Genomic DNA, 15308 nt, shown 5'->3' with positions numbered 1-15308 from the left:
TGCCGCGGGTTATCCCCAAGATGTTGGCCCATTGCAGCGGCTGTCGGTTTCGCGTTTTCTCGCCCGAACATGGAAGAAAACTGCTCATGACCCCGCATCAGGCCCTTGATCCCTATGACTGGCCCGCCGTTTTGCGGCTGATCCAGACCGAATTTGCTTCGATGGAGGGGCGGATCGACCCGCCGTCCTCGATGCACGCCTTGACGGCCGAGGCAATAGCCGGACAGGCACGGCGGGGCGAGGTCTGGGTAACCGGCACGCCGCCAGTGGCCTGCATGATCCTGACGCCAAAGCCGCAGGCGCTGTATCTGGGCAAGCTGGCGGTCGCGGGCACCCATCGCGGCAAGGGGCTGGCGCGGACGCTGGTCGAGGTGGCCGCCACGCGCGCCCGTGCGCTTGGCCTGCCGGTGCTGGAGCTGCAGACGCGGGTTGAACTGGTCGGGAACCACGCCGCCTTTCGCGCCATGGGCTTTGCCGAGGTCGGGCGCAGTGCGCATCCGGGCTATGACCGGGCCACCAGCCTGACCTTTCAGCGCGCGGTCTGAGTCGCGAGAACTGGCCGACAGGCGGGAGAAGCGACCCGCGACTCCTTGTCCCAAGGCGGGGCCGCAGGCTTGACTTGCCCTGTCCGACCATACACATTCACTTTAATGAATTTGTATGGGAGACCTCTGATGACACCCCTGTCCCGTCCCGCCGATCACTGGACACCGCCTTATTTCCTGTCCGCTCTGGGTGCGGGCGGGATCGCAGTCACATTTTTCCTCTGGCTCTACATGTGGGTGCCACACCCCGGCCAGCCGGTGCCGGTGTTCGAAGATGTCGCCCGCGCCTTTGCACTGGGTGATCCGCTGCAACAGACGATGATCGTTCTGGCCTATCTGGGCCTTGGCTTTTTTGCCGTGCAGCATTTCCGTCTGCTGATCTGGAACCTGGGCCGCTACGGCACCTACAAACGTTCGGCGGGCTTTGCGGCCGTGCAGAATTCCAATGCAGGGGCGGGTTTGTTCGGCCTGCCGCTGATGCTGGCGATGACGATCAACGTCAGTTTTTCCGCCGGTCTGGCCTTTGTGCCGGGGTTGTGGAGCGTGGTGGAGTATCTGTTCCCGCTGGCGCTGATCGCCTTTGCCGCGGTGGCGGTGCTGACGCTGCGCATGATGGGGGCGCATGTCGCGCGGTTGTCGGTGGCAGGCACGTTTGACATGGCCAAGGCCGGGTCGTTCCTGCAGGTGCAGCCCGCGTTCGCGCTTGGCATGGTCGGTGTGGGCATGTCGGCCCCGGCGGCGCTGTCGTCTTCGCCGCTGGTGGCGGGCACAGCGCTGGTGCTGTCGACGGTGCTGCTGGTGATCGCCGTGATTTGGGCCGCCTTGGGTGTGATGCTTGGCGTGCTGGCCATGCTGCAGCATGGCACCGTGGCAGAGCAGATCCCGACGCTGATGAACATCGTGCCGCTGGCCACTGTGCTTGGCATTCTGATGCTGCGCCAGAACCACGGGTTGCACGTGCATTTCGGGGTGCATGCCGCACCAGGAGACGATCTGTGGTTCCTGACTGCGCTGCTGGCGCTGCAGATCGGCTTCCTTGGGTTCGGTCTGTCGGTGATGAAGCGGCATGACTATGTGGCCCGCTTTCTGCGCTCGGCCCCGCCTTCGGCGGGCGCTTACGGGCTGGTCTGCCCCGGTATCGGCCTGTCGGTGCTGATGCAGTTCTGGATCAACAAGGCACTGGTGGGTGCCGGTCTGGTGGCGAAATTCGGGGTCGCCTACTGGTCGCTGACGGCGGTTCTGGTCGCGGTGCAGATTGCCATGGTTATGCTGGTGCTGTCGCTGAACCGCCGCCACTTTGGCGCGACGCAGGCACAGGCGATGCCCGCCACATAAGCATCTGTGCATCGGAAAGGGCGGCTGGTCCCCCAGCCGCCCTTTCCTTTTGCGCCAAAGGCCTTAGGCTTGGCAAAACAGCCAAAGGCCGCGCCGATGCTTCACGCCCTGATTGCGATTCTGAGCCTTCAGCTGCTGGGAGAGGCCGCCGCCCGCGCCCTGTCGCTGCCGCTGCCCGGCCCGGTGCTGGGCATGGTGCTGATGCTCGCACTTCTGATCGCCTCGCCCCGCTTTGCCGCCCTGATCCGGCCCACGGCGCAGGGTATTCTGGCGCATCTGTCGCTGCTGTTTGTGCCCGCCGGTGTCGGGGTGGTCGGCCATTTCGCCACGCTGGGCAGCCAGACCGCCGCGATTGCGGTCGCGGTCATCGGCTCCACCATCCTCGCCATCGCGGTCGGTGCGCTGACCTTTGCCGCCGTGGCCCGGCTGACGGGGGCGCGCGATGACTGATTTCGCCGAGATCTGGAGCTATCTGTCCCAAGGCCCCCTCTTGTGGCTCACCGCCACCCTGATCGCCTATGCGCTGGGGGACGCCTGTTTCCGGCTGGCCGGGCGCAACCCGGCGGTCAATCCGGTGCTGATCGCAGTGGCGCTGCTTGCGGTGCTGCTGCATCTGACGGCCACGCCCTACGCCACCTATTTCGAGGGCGCACAATTCGTGCATTTTCTGCTGGGGCCGGCCACCATCGCCCTTGCCTTGCCGCTTTATGACAGCCTGCCCAGCCTGCGCCGCGCGGTCTGGCCCGCGCTTGCGGCGCTGGTCACCGGCTCGCTGACCGCTGCGCTGTCGGCCCTCGCCATCGGCGCGGCGCTGGGGCTGGACGGTACCGTGCTCGCCTCGCTGGCCCCCAAATCGGCGACCGCCCCGGTGGCGATCGGCATTGCCGAACGCATCGGCGGCTCGCCCACGCTGACGGCGGTGCTGGTGATCCTGACCGGGATCACCGGGGCGGTGGTGGCGACGCCACTGCTGAACCTGCTGCGGCTGCGCGACTGGCGGGCGCGCGGCTTTGCGGTCGGGCTGACCAGCCATGGCATCGGCACCGCCCGCGCGCTACAGGTGCATCCCACCGCCGGGGCCTTTGCGGCGCTCGGCATGGCGCTGAATGCGATTGCGACGGCGCTGGTCGCGCCCTTTGCCCTGTCCCTGTTCCTGAAAGGAGTCCCATGACACCCACTCTTCTCGGCCTCTGCGGCGCGCTGCGCGCCGCTTCAACCAACCGTCTTTTGATGCACGAGGCGGTGCGCGCCTTTGGCGAGTGCAGCTTTGTCGACGGCAACCTGCGCCTGCCGCTTTACGATGGGGATCTGGAGGCGGCGGGGATGCCCCCCGAGGTGCAGACCCTTGCCGATCAGATCGCCAAAGCAGATGCAATCGTGATCGCCACGCCGGAATACAACAAGAACCTGTCCGGCGTGCTGAAAAACGCGCTCGACTGGGTCAGCCGCACCAAGGGCGCGCCCTGGCGCGACAAGCCCGTGGCCATCGTCTCTGCCGCCGCTGGCCGCGCCGGGGGCGAGCGGTCGCAATTCTCGCTGCGCCATTGCCTGATCCCGTTCCGCCCGCGCCTGCTGCCGGGGCCAGAGGTGTTCATCGCCAATTCGGGCGCAGCCTTTGATGAGCAGGGCCAGCTCAAGGATGAGCGCTCAGCGAAAGGCCTGACCGAGCTGATGCAGCTTTTGCGTGCTGAAATCACCCGCTGATTTCATCTTGGCAGAAATACTCCGGGGGGGCCGAAGGCGGGGGGCAGCGCCCCCCTCCCCGCCGGTCAAGGCCGCAGCGCCCTAAAGTGACGCCTCGACCCGGAACCCCTCCGGCACCCGGTCCACCCCGTCCAAGCTCAGATCGACCATCACCTGCGCCACCTTGGGGGCCATGCCAAAGCCGATCTTGAAGCCGCCATTGGCGACATATTCCCCCGCCCGTCCCGGCCATGCGCCCAGCATCGGCGCGCGGCTGCGGGCGCGGGGGCGGACGCCGGCCCAGCGCTCCAGCACCGTTGAGCCTTGCAAAGCGGGCACGGCGGCGATGGCGCGGGCCAGCAGTGCGTCGCATTGCGCATCGACGGACACCGGATCCTCCCACTGGTTTTCCGAGGTGGAGCCGATGGCCACCGTTCCGTCTGCATGCGGCACGATGTGCAGGCCGTCGACCTGCATCTGCGGCAGATCGCGGGCGTCATGGGCCAGCAACAGCGCCTGCCCCTTGACCCCGGCCCCGACCTTGCCGCCCAGATCGTCGTTCAGCGCCATCAGCCCCGCATGGCCGGTCGCCCAGATCACCGGGCCAACCGCGTCCGCCTCACCGATGACCACCTCGCCGCCTTTGGCGCGGATCGCGGCGACCAGCGCTGCCGCAGCCATGCGCGGATGCAGGCGCGCGGAAAGGGTGTCGCGGATCAAAAGACCGGTGGGCGTGGCCGGTTCCCAAGCCCCGCCGGTGGCGGGCATCACCTGCCACGCGGCGCGGCCCTGCCACAGGCTCTGCGCCTCTGCCGCGCGGTCCTGCGCACGGGCGACCGCTTCGGCGCTGTCCAAGGGCTGCAACCGGCCCAGACGGGCATAGCCGGTGGGCAGGCCGGAGGCCTCGGTGACCCCGGCCAAGAAGGCTTCGGCCATCAGCAGGCTGTCAAGCTGGAAGGCTTTCTTTTCGTTCCAGTTTTCCGGCACATGCGGGGCCAGTGCGCCGACCACTCCGCCCGATGACCCTGCGCCGATCCCAACCGTCTCGATCAGCCGCACCCGTGCGCCACGCCGTGCCGCCTCCCATGCGATGGACAGGCCAAAGATGCCGCCGCCCCTTATCGTCAGATCGGGTCTTGTCATTTGCTGCGCCTTCTGACCATGGATGGCCCCGATTTGGACTCCCCCGCGCGAGGCATAGGGCAAATGTCGGAACTCGAACAGGGTGCAGCGTCTGGCGCCGACGGTCTGGACTGGCGCGACGGGGTGATCCCGGTGTCGCGCCGGTTTGATGACCCGTATTTTTCGCTCCATGACGGGCTGGCAGAGACCCGGCATGTGTTTCTGGCGGGCAATGGCCTGCCGGACCGGCTGTGTGACGGGTTCCAGATTGCCGAACTTGGCTTTGGCACCGGGCTGAACCTGCTGGCGGTGCTGATCGCCTGGGCGACGACGGGGCGGGCGGGCACGGTCCGCTTCACCAGTTTCGAGGCCTATCCGATGCGCGCCGCCGACATCGCCCGGGCCTTGGCGCATTTCCCCGAAGCACAGGCGGTGGCACCGGAGTTTCTGGCCCATTGGGCCAGCGGCGCGCACCAGTTTCGCCTGTCGGGGGTAGAGGTCGAGGTGATCATCGGCGATGCGCGCGAGACGCTGCCCGCGTGGCGGGGCGCGGCAGATGCGTGGTTTCTGGATGGCTTCTCGCCCGCCAAGAACCCCGAGCTGTGGTCGCCCGAGATCATGGCAGAGGTGGGCCGGCACACGGCACCGGGCGGCACCTGCGCCACCTATACCGCCGCCGGGCATGTCCGGCGCAGCCTGTCTGACGCCGGTTTCACCGTCACCCGCCAGCCCGGACACGGGCGCAAGCGGCACATGACAACGGGCACGCGATGAGCCGCAACCCACGCTTGGGCATCTGGCTGATGGTCGCGGCGGTCGCGGCCTTTGCCGCGCAGGATGGGTTTTCGCGCTATCTGGCCACCGAATACAACACGCTGATGGTGGTGATGGTGCGCTACTGGGTGTTTGCGGGCTTTGTGCTGCTGCTGGCCCTGCGCCGCCCCGGCGGCATGCGCGCCGCCGTCGCCTCGCGCCATATGCCGGTGCATGTGGCGCGCGCGCTGCTGCTGGTGGGCGAGATCTGTGTGATCGTCTGGGGCTATACGCTGATCGGCCTGATCGAAAGCCATGCGGTGTTTGCGATCTGCCCGCTGCTGATCGCGGCGTTTTCGGGCCTGATCCTGGGCGAGCGGATCATCTGGCAACGCTGGCTGGCGATTGGCGCGGGGATGATCGGGGTGATCGTGATCTTGCGGCCCGGCATGGGGGTGTTCACCCCTGCGGCGCTGCTGCCGCTGGCGGCGGCGGTGATGTTCGGGCTCTATTCGATCCTGACCCGGCTGACGACGCGGGACGAGCCGACCTTTCCGTCCTTCTTCTGGCCCGGCGTGATCGGGGCGGTGGTCATGACGGTGCTGGGCCTGCCAAACTGGCAACCAGTGGCTGTCACCGACATGCCGCTGCTGGCCGTCTATACGGTGCTGTCGATCTTTTCGCATTGGCTGCTGCTGAAATGCTATGAGCAGATCGAGGCGTCGCGGGTGCAGCCCTATGCCTATCTGCAGATCGTCTTTGTCACCGGGATCGGGATGACGGTTTACGGCGAAACCCTGAGTCCGCTGGTGGCTTTGGGCGCGGGCATCATCATTGCGGCGGGGCTTTATGCGCTGTCGCTGGAACGGGCGGCAAAGACATGAGTGTCACGCAGAACACAAAGCTGGGCATCTGGCTGATGGTCGGCACCACGCTGATTTTTGCGGTGCAGGACGGGCTGTCGCGCCATCTGGCCGGGACGTATAACGTCTGGATGGTGGTGATGCTGCGCTACTGGTTCTTTGCCGCCTTTGTCATCGCGCTGGTCTCCCGGTCTCCCGGCGGGATCCGGGCGGCGGTGCGGTCGCGGATGCCAAAGCTGCAGATGCTGCGCGGTGTGCTGCTGGCGCTGGAGATCTGCGTGATGGTGCTGGCCTTTATCGCGCTGGGGCTGGTCGAAAGCCATGCGGTGTTTGCGACCTATCCCCTGCTGATCGCAGCACTCTCCGGCCCCATTCTGGGCGAGACCGTGGGCTGGCGGCGGTGGCTGGCGATCGGGGTCGGCTTTGTCGGCGTGGTGGTGATCCTGCAACCCGGGTATGGCGTGTTCCGGGTCGAGGCGCTGATCCCGCTGGCGGCGGCGCTGATGTTTGCGCTCTACGGCCTGCTGACCCGCTATGTCGCGCGGACGGATGCGGCGATGGTGTCGTTTTTCTGGACCGGGACCACGGGCGCGGTCGTGATGACCGCCATCGGCATCTGGCATTTCGAGCCGATGACACCAGGCGATATGGGTTGGATGGCGCTCTTGTGCATGACCGCCGCGCTGTCGCACTGGTGCCTGATCCGCGCCTATGAGGTGGCCGAGGCCTCGGCGATCCAGCCGCTGGCCTATCTGCAACTGCCCTTTGCCACGCTGATCGGGCTGTTCGTGTTCGGCGAAGCGTTGCGGCTGAACGTGGCGACGGGGGCCGGGATCGTGGTGGCCGCCGGGCTGTTCACGCTGTGGCGGCAACATGTGAAAAGCAAGCGCCCGGCCTGAGCCGTGGCGCTGCCCGCGCGGGCGGGAGCGCTCCGCGCGGGAGTATTTTCAAAGCAGCAATCCGGGGCGGTCAGCCCTTGAGTTCGGCAGTGACCTTGACCGGACCGGGGCTGCCGCGCAGCTTGGCGCGGTAGAGGATGACACCTTCGACCACCCGCATCACATAGGTGCGGGTCTCCGTAAAGGGGATCGATTCCACCCAGTCGATGACATCGACATCGGGGCTTCGCGGATCGCCGTATTCGGTCATCCAGCGGCGCGGGCGGCCCGGGCCGGCGTTATACCCCGAGGCCACCAGCGCGATGGAGGGGCCGAATTCGTCGACCAGCTGTTTCAGATACGCGCTGCCAAGCGTGGCGTTGTAGCCGGGGTCGCGGGTCAGGCGGCCCGCGTCAAACGGCAGGGCGACCTTGGTGGCCATCATCTTGGCAGTGCCAGGCAACAGCTGCATCAGCCCGCGCGCATCGGCGGTAGAGCGGGCGGCGGGTTCGAACTCGCTTTCGCGCCGCGCAATCGACAGGGCAAAGGCGCGGCTGACGGCAAGACCATCCGGCACCAGATCGGTGACCGGGTAATAGGCGCGCGGCAGGATCACGCTGCGCTCGGCCGCATGTTTGCCCACCAGCACAGCGATATGCGGCTCGTTCAAAGCCAGCGCCATGTCGCCCAGCTGATCCAAGCCAATGGCGTCAAGGCTTTCGGCCAGATGCAGCCAGAAGCGTTTGGCCAGAGTGCGGTCGCCCGCGCGCAGCGCCAGCAACGCCGCCTGATGCACCGAAGACCGGGTCCATGCCGCCTGCCGCCAGTCGGGCGGGCGGGCGGGGCTGATCAGGCTGGCATCGAGCTGCAGCCCCAGCTTTTCAGCGGCCAGCAAGCCGTAGTAGGCGGTCTGGTGGCGGGCGGCAGCCTGATAGGCGCGCTGCGCCGCATCACGTGCGCCCGCTGCCTCTTGTGCGCGGCCCTGCCAGTAAAGCGCCCGAGACAGAGAAATCGGGGTGGCCACCCCAGCCTCCAGATGGCGGAAATGCTCCAGCGCGCGGGCAGGATCATTCAGGCGGCGCAGGGCGATGAAGCCAGAGAGAAACTCCAGATCGGCATAGCCGCCACCAGAGGTCAGGTGATGGGTCGAGGCCACCCGGTACGCCTCGGCCGGGCGGTTCTGCCGCAAAAGCCAGCGGGTCAGGATCGCCCGGCGTTGCGCCCAGGCCTGCGGATCGCCCAGGCTGGCGGCAGAGGCGCTGCGCTCAAGGATCAGCGGCAGGGCTTCGTCATACATGTCGCGCTTCATGCGCCAGATGAAGCGCTCGAACGCCAGACCGGGGTCGGCGGCGCGCACATTCGGCACGGCGTTGATCAGCGTGTTGACGCCATTGGCCCCGGTCTGCAGGGCCAGACGGGCCTTGGCCAACGCCTGCCAATCAGCGGGCAGGCGCGACATCATCCGTTCCGCCTCAAGACGACGGCCCTCCCACAGCAGGCGGTCCATCCGCAGCTCGTGCACCAGTGCGACCGATTTCGGGGCGAGCGACAACAGCGCCGCTTCCTGCTCGGCGGTGAGGGTCAGGTCGGACCACGCCTGCATCGCCCGGTCTTCGGCCTGATCGGCCCGCCCCAGCGCCTGCAGCGCGCGGACCAAAGCGACCGCCCCCTCGCCGGTTTGCGGCGCGGTTCCGGCGAAATAGGCGACCACCCGTTCAGGCGAGGTCGAGCGCGCAACCGCGGTTTCGCCCTTTTGCCGCAGGAAGGGCAGGCCCGGCCAGTCGGGGCGGCGTTGCAGGAACGACTCGTAATCGCCCAGCAAGCCATCGCCGGCGCGCAGCTTGTTCCATGCCACCAGATCGCGGGCGGTCTCGTGCGGGGCAAGGGCGGTGGCCCCGGCCCAGTCTTTGGCGGCGATCCGGGACAGCACCTGCCGCATCGCCTGAGTGTCATCGGCCTGCACCGGACCCGCCAGCGCAAGGGCAAGCGCAACCGGGGCCAGCAGGCCGGTGATGGTTCCTGTCATCGTTTTTTTTGCTTGTCTGCTCATGCATCGGATTTTGCCTGAAGCGGTCAGAGCCGACAAGCCACGATCCTGTCAACGCGCGCGCAATTCGCCCCCCGGATCTGCGGCAAAAACGCTGTGCTTGGCAATTGCGCGCACCCCGGATAATCAAGGCAGGATTTTCAGCCCAAGCGACTCGAATACCCCCGTCGCTGCTAACAGGAGTCTGCGTGCCATGATCAAAGGGTCCATCCCCGCCTTGGTTACGCCGTTCAGGAACGGCGAACTCGATCTGGATACGCTGAAGAAGCTGGTGGACTGGCAGATTGCCGAAGGCTCGCACGGGCTGGTTCCGGTGGGCACCACCGGCGAAAGCCCGACGCTGAGCCATGAAGAGCATGAGGCGGTGATCGAGGCGGTGGTCGGGTTTGCAGGTGGCCGGGTGCCGGTCATTGCGGGGGCCGGGTCGAACAACACGGTCGAAGGCATCCGCCTGATCCGCCATGCGGAACGCGTGGGCGCCGATGCGGCGCTGGTGGTGACGCCCTATTACAACAAGCCGACCCAAGCCGGGCTGATTGCGCATTACACCGCCCTGCACGATTGCTGCACGTTGCCGATCATCATCTATAACATTCCGGGCCGGTCGGTCGTGGACATGTCGCCCGAGACCATGGGCACGCTGGCCAAGCTGCCTCGCATCGTCGGGGTCAAGGACGCCACCGGCAAGATCGAGCGCGTGTCGATGCAGCGCGAGACCTGCGGCAAGGCGTTCATCCAGCTGTCGGGCGAGGATGCCACGGCCTTGGGCTTTAACGCCCATGGCGGCACCGGCTGCATTTCGGTCACGGCCAACGTCGCCCCGCGCCTGTGTGCCGAGTTCCAGAATGCCACGCTGGCCGGGGACTACCGCACTGCCCTGCAGATTCAGGACCGGCTGATGCCGCTGCATGAGGCGATCTTTATCGAGCCGGGTCTGGCCGGGGCCAAATACGGGCTGTCGCTGCTGGGCCGCTGCACTGAGGAGGTACGGCTGCCGCTGGTGGCGCTGACCGAGGGCACCAAAGACAAGATCAAGGCGGCGATGCGCCACGCCGGGCTGTTGAACTGAGGCTTTGACGGGACGGGGATGGCCGTTTTACGTGGCTTGACCTGACCCGTTGCAAAGGGGGGCTGACTGCCCCCCTTGACCCCCCCGTGAGTATTTCCGCCAAGATGAATGCACAGGCATAGGGCGCGGTCCGCTGCGCCCCGGCGGCTAACCCTCAGACAGTCAGGCAGGGCCCGATGTTCCAGAACGACAATCTGCGTGGCGCGGCATTCATGATTCTGTCGATGGCGGGGTTTGCGGTCGAGGATGTGTTTCTGAAGGCCAGCGCCCGGGTGATGCCGATGGGTCAGGCGGTGCTGATCGTCGGGCTGGTGGGCATGGCGGTGTTTGCGCTGATGGCGCGGCGGATGGGGGAGCCTGCGTTTCACCCGGCGCTGCTGACGCGCGGGCTGGCGATCCGGTCGGGGTTCGAGGTGTCGGGGCGGTTGTTCTATGCGCTGGCCATCGCGCTGACGCCGCTGTCGACGACATCGGCCATTCTGCAGGCCTCGCCCCTTGTCGTGGTCGGGGGGGCTGCGCTGTTTTTCGGCGAGCGGGTCGGCTGGCGGCGCTGGTCGGCGGTGGCTGTCGGCTTTGTCGGCGTGCTGATCATCATCCGGCCGGGATTTGACGGGTTCTCGGCGCTGTCGCTGCTGGCGGTGGCAGGGATGCTGGGCTTTGCCGGGCGCGATCTGGCGACGCGGGCGGCACCAAAGGTGATGTCTAACAGGCAGTTAGGGGTGGCGGGGTTTGCGATGCTGGCCTTGGCAGGGGGGATCATTCTGGGCTGGACCGGGGGGGCTGTCTGGCCGGGTGCGCAGGGTTGGGCGCTGCTGGCGGGCACCGCGCTGTTTGCGGTGCTGGGCTATCACGCCCTGACCTCGGCGATGCGGACCGGCGAGATCGGCTTTGTCACGCCGTTCCGCTATGTGCGGCTGGTGTTTGCGATGGTGCTGGCGATGGCGGTGTTTGACGAGCGGCCCGATCTGGCCACGCTGATCGGCGCGGCGCTGATCGTAAGCTCTGGTATTTACACGCTTGTCCGGGGAAACCGGCAGGGGGCTGTGCCCGCCCGCCTGCCCTGATCCGACATCTGCGTATGTCGCCATCTGGACTTGCCATCGAAGCGCGCTTATGTGGAATGGATGGTTAAGATTTCTGATCCGAACTCCAAGCTGATTGCCGAAAACCGCCGGGCGCGGTTCGATTACCATATCGAATCCGATCTGGAAGCCGGGATCATGCTGCAAGGGTCCGAGGTGAAGTCGCTGCGCAAGGGCGGGTCGAACATCGGCGACAGCTATGCGAGCGTCGAGGGAGGCGAGTTGTGGCTGATCAACGGCTATATCGCGCCTTATACCCAGTCGAACCACTGGGACAGCCACGACGAACGCCGCCGCCGTAAGCTGTTGGTTTCAAAGCGGGAACTCGCGCGGCTGTGGAATTCGACCGCGCGCGAAGGCATGACCATCGTGCCGATCAAGATGTACTTCAACGAGCGCGGCATCGTGAAGATCAAGCTGGGCGTCGCCAAGGGCAAGAAGCTGGCCGACAAGCGCGAAACCAGCGCCAAGCGCGACTGGGACCGGCAGAAGGCTCGCATCATGAAACAGAACCACCGCGACTGAGGTGCCCGTCCGAGAGGTGCCTCCGGCTGTGCTGAACGTGAATTTTTCCGGCTATGGCGCGCGTCTGATCTGCGTATGGCCAATGTATGGCATGCGTCATGACGTGTGTGTTTTGGAAAATAGAGCGCGTTCCCATGAGTATCCGTTGTTCGTAAGGCGGCAGAAGCTGGCCTGCCCGGCATCTGCCGCCGATGGTGCGTGGTGCAGCAAATGACCGGACAGAGCCCAGACTGAATGATGCGGCACCCGCAATGAAGGGCGGCCTCGGGGCAGGCAGATGGTATTTGCGCAAGAAGCGGGTCGGTCTGGCGGAACGATTTCACTAAGCAGTTCCCAAACCTCAGAATATGGAGATGGGAATGCTTCTCAACGGAAAGACAATTATCATCACGGGCGCGAGCAGTGGCATTGGAGCTGCCGCCGCCACAATTTTCGCAGCTGAAGGCGCGAAGCTGGTTCTCGGAGCGCGCCGCGCCGAACTGCTTGTGAAAATCACAGAAGATATTTCTGCCAAGGGTGGCGAGGCGGCTTTCCTCGCGGGGAACGTCGAAGACGGGGGGTACGCCGAAGAGTTGGTGAAGCTTGCGGAGTCGCGCTTTGGCGGTCTCGACGGCGCTTTCAACAATGCTGGTGTCACTGGAGAAATGGGACCAATTCCCGACATGGCAGACAGCAATTGGCATAAAGTGATCGCGGTAAACCTTGATAGCGGGTTCTATGCAGCCAAGTTCCAGATCCCTGCGATGCGCAAACGCGGTGGCGGTTCGATTGTGTTCACCTCCTCATTCGTGGGACACACAATCGGTTTACCCGGCATGGGGGCATATGCCGCTGCGAAGGCGGGGCTTATCGGTATGACACAGGTTCTGGCGGCAGAACATGGGCCTGAAAACACCCGCGTGAACGCACTCCTCCCAGGAGGCACGATGACGCCCATGGCCGGTGATGATGCCGGTTTTCATGAAGTCGTGCGCGGTTTCCACGCGCTGAAGCGCATGGCCGAGCCGTCCGAAATCGCCAATGCGGCTTTGTTCCTGCTTTCTGATCACGCTTCTTTCGTGACGGGCAGCGCGATGATCGCCGATGGGGGAAACTCCATAAACAAACTGTAGAACGGTAAACCGGATACCGGCAATCAAACCGCCAGTGTCCGGTTTGTTCCGAGGTGTGGTCCTGCGTCACTTCGATTGGCGCAACTGCAATTTGGCCCCAAACCCGACGCGTGGGATGGCCAAAACCACGCCCCCGGTGCCTGAACCCTTGCCCTGCGCCCCTCTGCCGATATATGCCGGGGCTGACCCGCGCGGAGCCTGATGCATGACAACCCTCGTGACCCAATCGCCGATCGACGACCCGAAAACGCTGGTTTCGACCGGCTGGCTGGCTGCTCATCTGAAAGACCCGGATTTGCGGGTGCTGGATGCGTCGTGGTTCATGCCCGACTCGGGCCGCGATGCGCGGGCGGAATACGCGGCCGCGCATATCCCCGGTGCGCGGTTTTTCGACATTGACGAGATCAGCGACCAGCGGTCGAACCTGCCGCATATGGTGCCGCCGGTGGAAAAGTTCATGAGCCGGATGCGCGCCATGGGCGTGGGCGACGGGCATCAGGTGGTGGTCTATGACGGTGCGGGGCTGTTTTCGGCAGCGCGGGTCTGGTGGACGTTCCGCCTGATGGGCAAGATGGATGTGGCTGTGCTGGACGGCGGCTTTCCCAAATGGCAGGCCGAAGGCCGCGAGGTCGAGGATATGCCGCCGGTGGTGCGCGACCGCCACATGACCGTCAGCCGCCAGAACCAGCTGATCAAGGATGTGACGCAGGTGGCGCATGCCGCCAAGCTGGCGCAGGCCGAGATCATCGACGCCCGCGCCGCTGCACGGTTCCGCGGCGAGGTGGCAGAGCCGCGCCCCGGATTGCGCTCGGGCCATATTCCGGGGTCAAAGAATGTGCCGTTCAGCACGCTCTTGAACGGGGATGGCACCATGAAGGGGCCTGCCGATCTGAAAGCGGTGTTCGAGGCGGCGGGGGTGGATCTGTCCAAACCGGCCATCACCTCTTGCGGGTCGGGCGTGACCGCCGCGATTCTGAGCCTTGCGCTGGAACGGATCGGCCACCGCAGCCATGCGCTCTATGACGGATCGTGGTCCGAATGGGGCATGTACGAAGACCTTGCCGTCGCCAAAGGATAGGCCAATGCTGGAAGTTCTGAACCCGCAACCGCAGGACAAGATCCTGCAACTGATCGCGATGTACCGCGATGACCCGCGCGACACCAAGATCGACCTTGGTGTCGGCGTCTACAAGGATGCCACCGGCCTGACTCCGGTGATGCGGGCGGTGAAGGCGGCGGAGAAAAAGCTGTGGGAGGTGGAGGTCACCAAATCCTACACCGGGCTGGCCGGAGAGCCTGCGTATAACGCGGCGATGGTCGGGATGATCCTTGGGGAGGGTTTTGCCGACCGTGCGGCATCGGTGGCGACGCCGGGCGGCACCGGGGCGATCCGGCAGGCGCTGGAGCTGATCCGGATGGCGTCGCCGGGAGCGACGGTCTGGCTGTCGAACCCGACCTGGCCGAACCATCCGTCGATCATCAGGTACCTTGGCATGAAGATGGCCGAGTATCGCTATTTCGACGCCGAGACGCGTGGGGTCGACTTTGCGGGCGTGCTGGAGGATCTGGACAAGGTTGCCAAGGGCGACATCGTGCTGTTGCACGGCTGCTGCCACAACCCGACCGGCGCGAATTTCACCGCTGACCAGTGGGCGCAGGTCGCCGATGTGCTGGAGGCGCGCGGTGCGGTGCCGTTCATTGACCTGGCCTATCAGGGCTTTGGCGACGGGCTGGAGGAAGATGCGGCCGCCACGAGGATGATCGCGGCGCGGTTCCCCGAAGTGCTGATTGCCGCGTCTTGTTCCAAGAACTTCGGGATTTACCGCGAGCGCACGGGGGTGCTGATCGCCCTGACAGACCCCGCGCGCCGGGCGGTGGTGCAGGGGAATCTGGCATTCCTGAACCGGCAGAACTACAGCTTTCCGCCCGATCACGGTGCGCGTCTGGTGACGATGATCCTGGAGGATGATGCCTTGCGTGCCGACTGGAAGGCCGAGCTGGAAGAGGTGCGGCTGAACATGCTGTCCTTACGCAAGGCGCTGGCGGAAGAGCTGCGCCGCGCCACCAATTCTGACCGCTTCGATTTCGTGGCCGATCATCGCGGCATGTTCAGCCGCCTTGGCCTGACCGAGGCGCAGGTGAACGTGCTGCGCGACGATCACGGGATTTACATGGTGGGCGACAGCCGCATCAATATCGCCGGGCTGAACGCCCGCACCGTGCCGATTCTGGCGGCGGCGATTGCGAAGGTTGCGGGCTAAGCCAAAGCCCCGAGTGTTGGAAAGCCCGCGCCT

16 protein-coding genes are annotated in these 15308 nt (G+C 65.6%); 14 read left to right on the top strand and 2 right to left on the bottom strand.

Going from position 1 to position 15308, the window contains the following annotated elements; translation table 11 throughout:
- Positions 1-86 precede the first annotated feature (86 nt).
- The 5 genes from J2X53_RS01070 (at position 87) to J2X53_RS01050 (ending at position 3584) form a co-directional block, all read left to right on the top strand.
- Positions 87-545, top strand: a complete 459-nt coding sequence (locus J2X53_RS01070; RefSeq protein WP_349035636.1) for a GNAT family N-acetyltransferase — start codon at positions 87-89, stop codon at positions 543-545.
- 129 nt (positions 546-674) lie between these two features.
- Positions 675-1880, top strand: coding sequence for a hypothetical protein (locus J2X53_RS01065; protein ID WP_349035635.1), 1206 nt, complete (start codon positions 675-677; stop codon positions 1878-1880).
- Between the two features lie 96 nt (positions 1881-1976).
- Complete coding sequence (locus tag J2X53_RS01060) at positions 1977-2330, top strand: CidA/LrgA family protein (RefSeq protein ID WP_349035634.1); 354 nt, start codon at positions 1977-1979, stop codon at positions 2328-2330.
- Complete coding sequence (locus tag J2X53_RS01055) at positions 2323-3051, top strand: LrgB family protein (protein WP_349035633.1); 729 nt, start codon at positions 2323-2325, stop codon at positions 3049-3051. The genes J2X53_RS01060 and J2X53_RS01055 overlap by 8 nt, the downstream gene beginning before the upstream one ends.
- The gene (locus J2X53_RS01050; RefSeq protein WP_349035632.1) at positions 3048-3584 is read left to right on the top strand and encodes an NADPH-dependent FMN reductase; all 537 of its coding nucleotides are present in this window, start codon (positions 3048-3050) and stop codon (positions 3582-3584) included. Before J2X53_RS01055 ends, J2X53_RS01050 begins: the two co-directional genes overlap by 4 nt.
- Before the next feature lie 81 nt (positions 3585-3665).
- On the opposite strand, the gene J2X53_RS01045 is transcribed toward J2X53_RS01050, so the two are convergent.
- Positions 3666-4706 carry an FAD-dependent oxidoreductase gene (locus J2X53_RS01045; protein WP_349035631.1) on the bottom strand — a complete coding sequence of 347 codons (1041 nt, stop codon included), beginning with the start codon at positions 4704-4706 and terminating at the stop codon, positions 3666-3668.
- 63 nt (positions 4707-4769) lie between these two features.
- Here J2X53_RS01045 and mnmD point away from each other — a divergent pair, with 63 nt between their 5' ends.
- From mnmD to J2X53_RS01030, 3 genes are read left to right on the top strand one after another with little or no spacing between them, the layout of a single operon-like run.
- A complete protein-coding gene (mnmD, locus tag J2X53_RS01040) occupies positions 4770-5459 on the top strand; it encodes a tRNA (5-methylaminomethyl-2-thiouridine)(34)-methyltransferase MnmD (RefSeq protein ID WP_349035630.1) in 690 nt (229 codons plus the stop codon).
- Entirely contained in the window at positions 5456-6322 is an 867-nt protein-coding gene (locus tag J2X53_RS01035; RefSeq protein ID WP_349035629.1) for a DMT family transporter, read from the top strand. The genes mnmD and J2X53_RS01035 overlap by 4 nt, the downstream gene beginning before the upstream one ends.
- Positions 6319-7200 carry a DMT family transporter gene (locus J2X53_RS01030; RefSeq protein ID WP_349035628.1) on the top strand — a complete coding sequence of 294 codons (882 nt, stop codon included), beginning with the start codon at positions 6319-6321 and terminating at the stop codon, positions 7198-7200. Before J2X53_RS01035 ends, J2X53_RS01030 begins: the two co-directional genes overlap by 4 nt.
- A gap of 70 nt (positions 7201-7270) precedes the next feature.
- Here the strand turns inward: J2X53_RS01030 and J2X53_RS01025 are convergent, their stop codons facing one another.
- The gene (locus tag J2X53_RS01025) at positions 7271-9205 is read right to left on the bottom strand and encodes a transglycosylase SLT domain-containing protein (RefSeq protein WP_349035627.1); all 1935 of its coding nucleotides are present in this window, start codon (positions 9203-9205) and stop codon (positions 7271-7273) included.
- A 214-nt stretch (positions 9206-9419) separates the two neighbouring features.
- Here J2X53_RS01025 and dapA point away from each other — a divergent pair, with 214 nt between their 5' ends.
- From dapA to J2X53_RS00995, 6 genes are all read left to right on the top strand, one after another.
- Positions 9420-10295: a 4-hydroxy-tetrahydrodipicolinate synthase gene (gene dapA / locus J2X53_RS01020; RefSeq protein WP_349035626.1), complete on the top strand. Its 876-nt coding sequence runs from the start codon at positions 9420-9422 to the stop codon at positions 10293-10295.
- A gap of 176 nt (positions 10296-10471) precedes the next feature.
- Positions 10472-11359, top strand: a complete 888-nt coding sequence (locus tag J2X53_RS01015; RefSeq protein ID WP_349035625.1) for a DMT family transporter — start codon at positions 10472-10474, stop codon at positions 11357-11359.
- Positions 11360-11419: 60 nt separating this feature from the next.
- Positions 11420-11902 (top strand): SsrA-binding protein SmpB, encoded by a 483-nt coding sequence (gene smpB, locus J2X53_RS01010; RefSeq protein WP_135429174.1) that lies wholly within the window; start codon positions 11420-11422, stop codon positions 11900-11902.
- Between the two features lie 359 nt (positions 11903-12261).
- Positions 12262-13014 (top strand): SDR family oxidoreductase, encoded by a 753-nt coding sequence (locus J2X53_RS01005; protein WP_349035624.1) that lies wholly within the window; start codon positions 12262-12264, stop codon positions 13012-13014.
- Between the two features lie 205 nt (positions 13015-13219).
- Entirely contained in the window at positions 13220-14092 is an 873-nt protein-coding gene (gene sseA, locus J2X53_RS01000) for a 3-mercaptopyruvate sulfurtransferase (RefSeq protein ID WP_349035623.1), read from the top strand.
- 4 nt (positions 14093-14096) lie between these two features.
- Positions 14097-15275 carry an amino acid aminotransferase gene (locus J2X53_RS00995; protein WP_349035622.1) on the top strand — a complete coding sequence of 393 codons (1179 nt, stop codon included), beginning with the start codon at positions 14097-14099 and terminating at the stop codon, positions 15273-15275.
- Positions 15276-15308: the final 33 nt, after the last annotated feature.

This window comes from Pseudotabrizicola sp. 4114 (assembly GCF_031457365.1).
Lineage (GTDB): Bacteria > Pseudomonadota > Alphaproteobacteria > Rhodobacterales > Rhodobacteraceae > Pseudotabrizicola.
The sequence above is the reverse complement of the archived record's forward strand: the minus strand, read 5'-3'. Positions and strand labels throughout refer to the sequence as shown.

Bases quoted from the DNA above. Each gene is read 5' to 3' on its own strand.
- mnmD (WP_349035630.1), top strand. From the start codon at position 4,770: ATGTCGGAACTCGAACAGGGTGCAGCGTCTGGCGCCGACGGTCTGGAC.
- J2X53_RS01070 (WP_349035636.1), top strand. From the start codon at position 87: ATGACCCCGCATCAGGCCCTTGATCCCTATGACTGGCCCGCCGTTTTG.
- J2X53_RS01025 (WP_349035627.1), bottom strand. From the start codon at position 9,205: ATGACAGGAACCATCACCGGCCTGCTGGCCCCGGTTGCGCTTGCCCTT.
- smpB (WP_135429174.1), top strand. From the start codon at position 11,420: ATGGTTAAGATTTCTGATCCGAACTCCAAGCTGATTGCCGAAAACCGC.
- J2X53_RS01045 (WP_349035631.1), bottom strand. From the start codon at position 4,706: ATGACAAGACCCGATCTGACGATAAGGGGCGGCGGCATCTTTGGCCTG.
- J2X53_RS01035 (WP_349035629.1), top strand. From the start codon at position 5,456: ATGAGCCGCAACCCACGCTTGGGCATCTGGCTGATGGTCGCGGCGGTC.
- J2X53_RS01055 (WP_349035633.1), top strand. From the start codon at position 2,323: ATGACTGATTTCGCCGAGATCTGGAGCTATCTGTCCCAAGGCCCCCTC.
- J2X53_RS00995 (WP_349035622.1), top strand. From the start codon at position 14,097: ATGCTGGAAGTTCTGAACCCGCAACCGCAGGACAAGATCCTGCAACTG.
- J2X53_RS01050 (WP_349035632.1), top strand. From the start codon at position 3,048: ATGACACCCACTCTTCTCGGCCTCTGCGGCGCGCTGCGCGCCGCTTCA.
- J2X53_RS01065 (WP_349035635.1), top strand. From the start codon at position 675: ATGACACCCCTGTCCCGTCCCGCCGATCACTGGACACCGCCTTATTTC.
- J2X53_RS01005 (WP_349035624.1), top strand. From the start codon at position 12,262: ATGCTTCTCAACGGAAAGACAATTATCATCACGGGCGCGAGCAGTGGC.
- J2X53_RS01030 (WP_349035628.1), top strand. From the start codon at position 6,319: ATGAGTGTCACGCAGAACACAAAGCTGGGCATCTGGCTGATGGTCGGC.
- J2X53_RS01015 (WP_349035625.1), top strand. From the start codon at position 10,472: ATGTTCCAGAACGACAATCTGCGTGGCGCGGCATTCATGATTCTGTCG.
- sseA (WP_349035623.1), top strand. From the start codon at position 13,220: ATGACAACCCTCGTGACCCAATCGCCGATCGACGACCCGAAAACGCTG.
- J2X53_RS01060 (WP_349035634.1), top strand. From the start codon at position 1,977: ATGCTTCACGCCCTGATTGCGATTCTGAGCCTTCAGCTGCTGGGAGAG.
- dapA (WP_349035626.1), top strand. From the start codon at position 9,420: ATGATCAAAGGGTCCATCCCCGCCTTGGTTACGCCGTTCAGGAACGGC.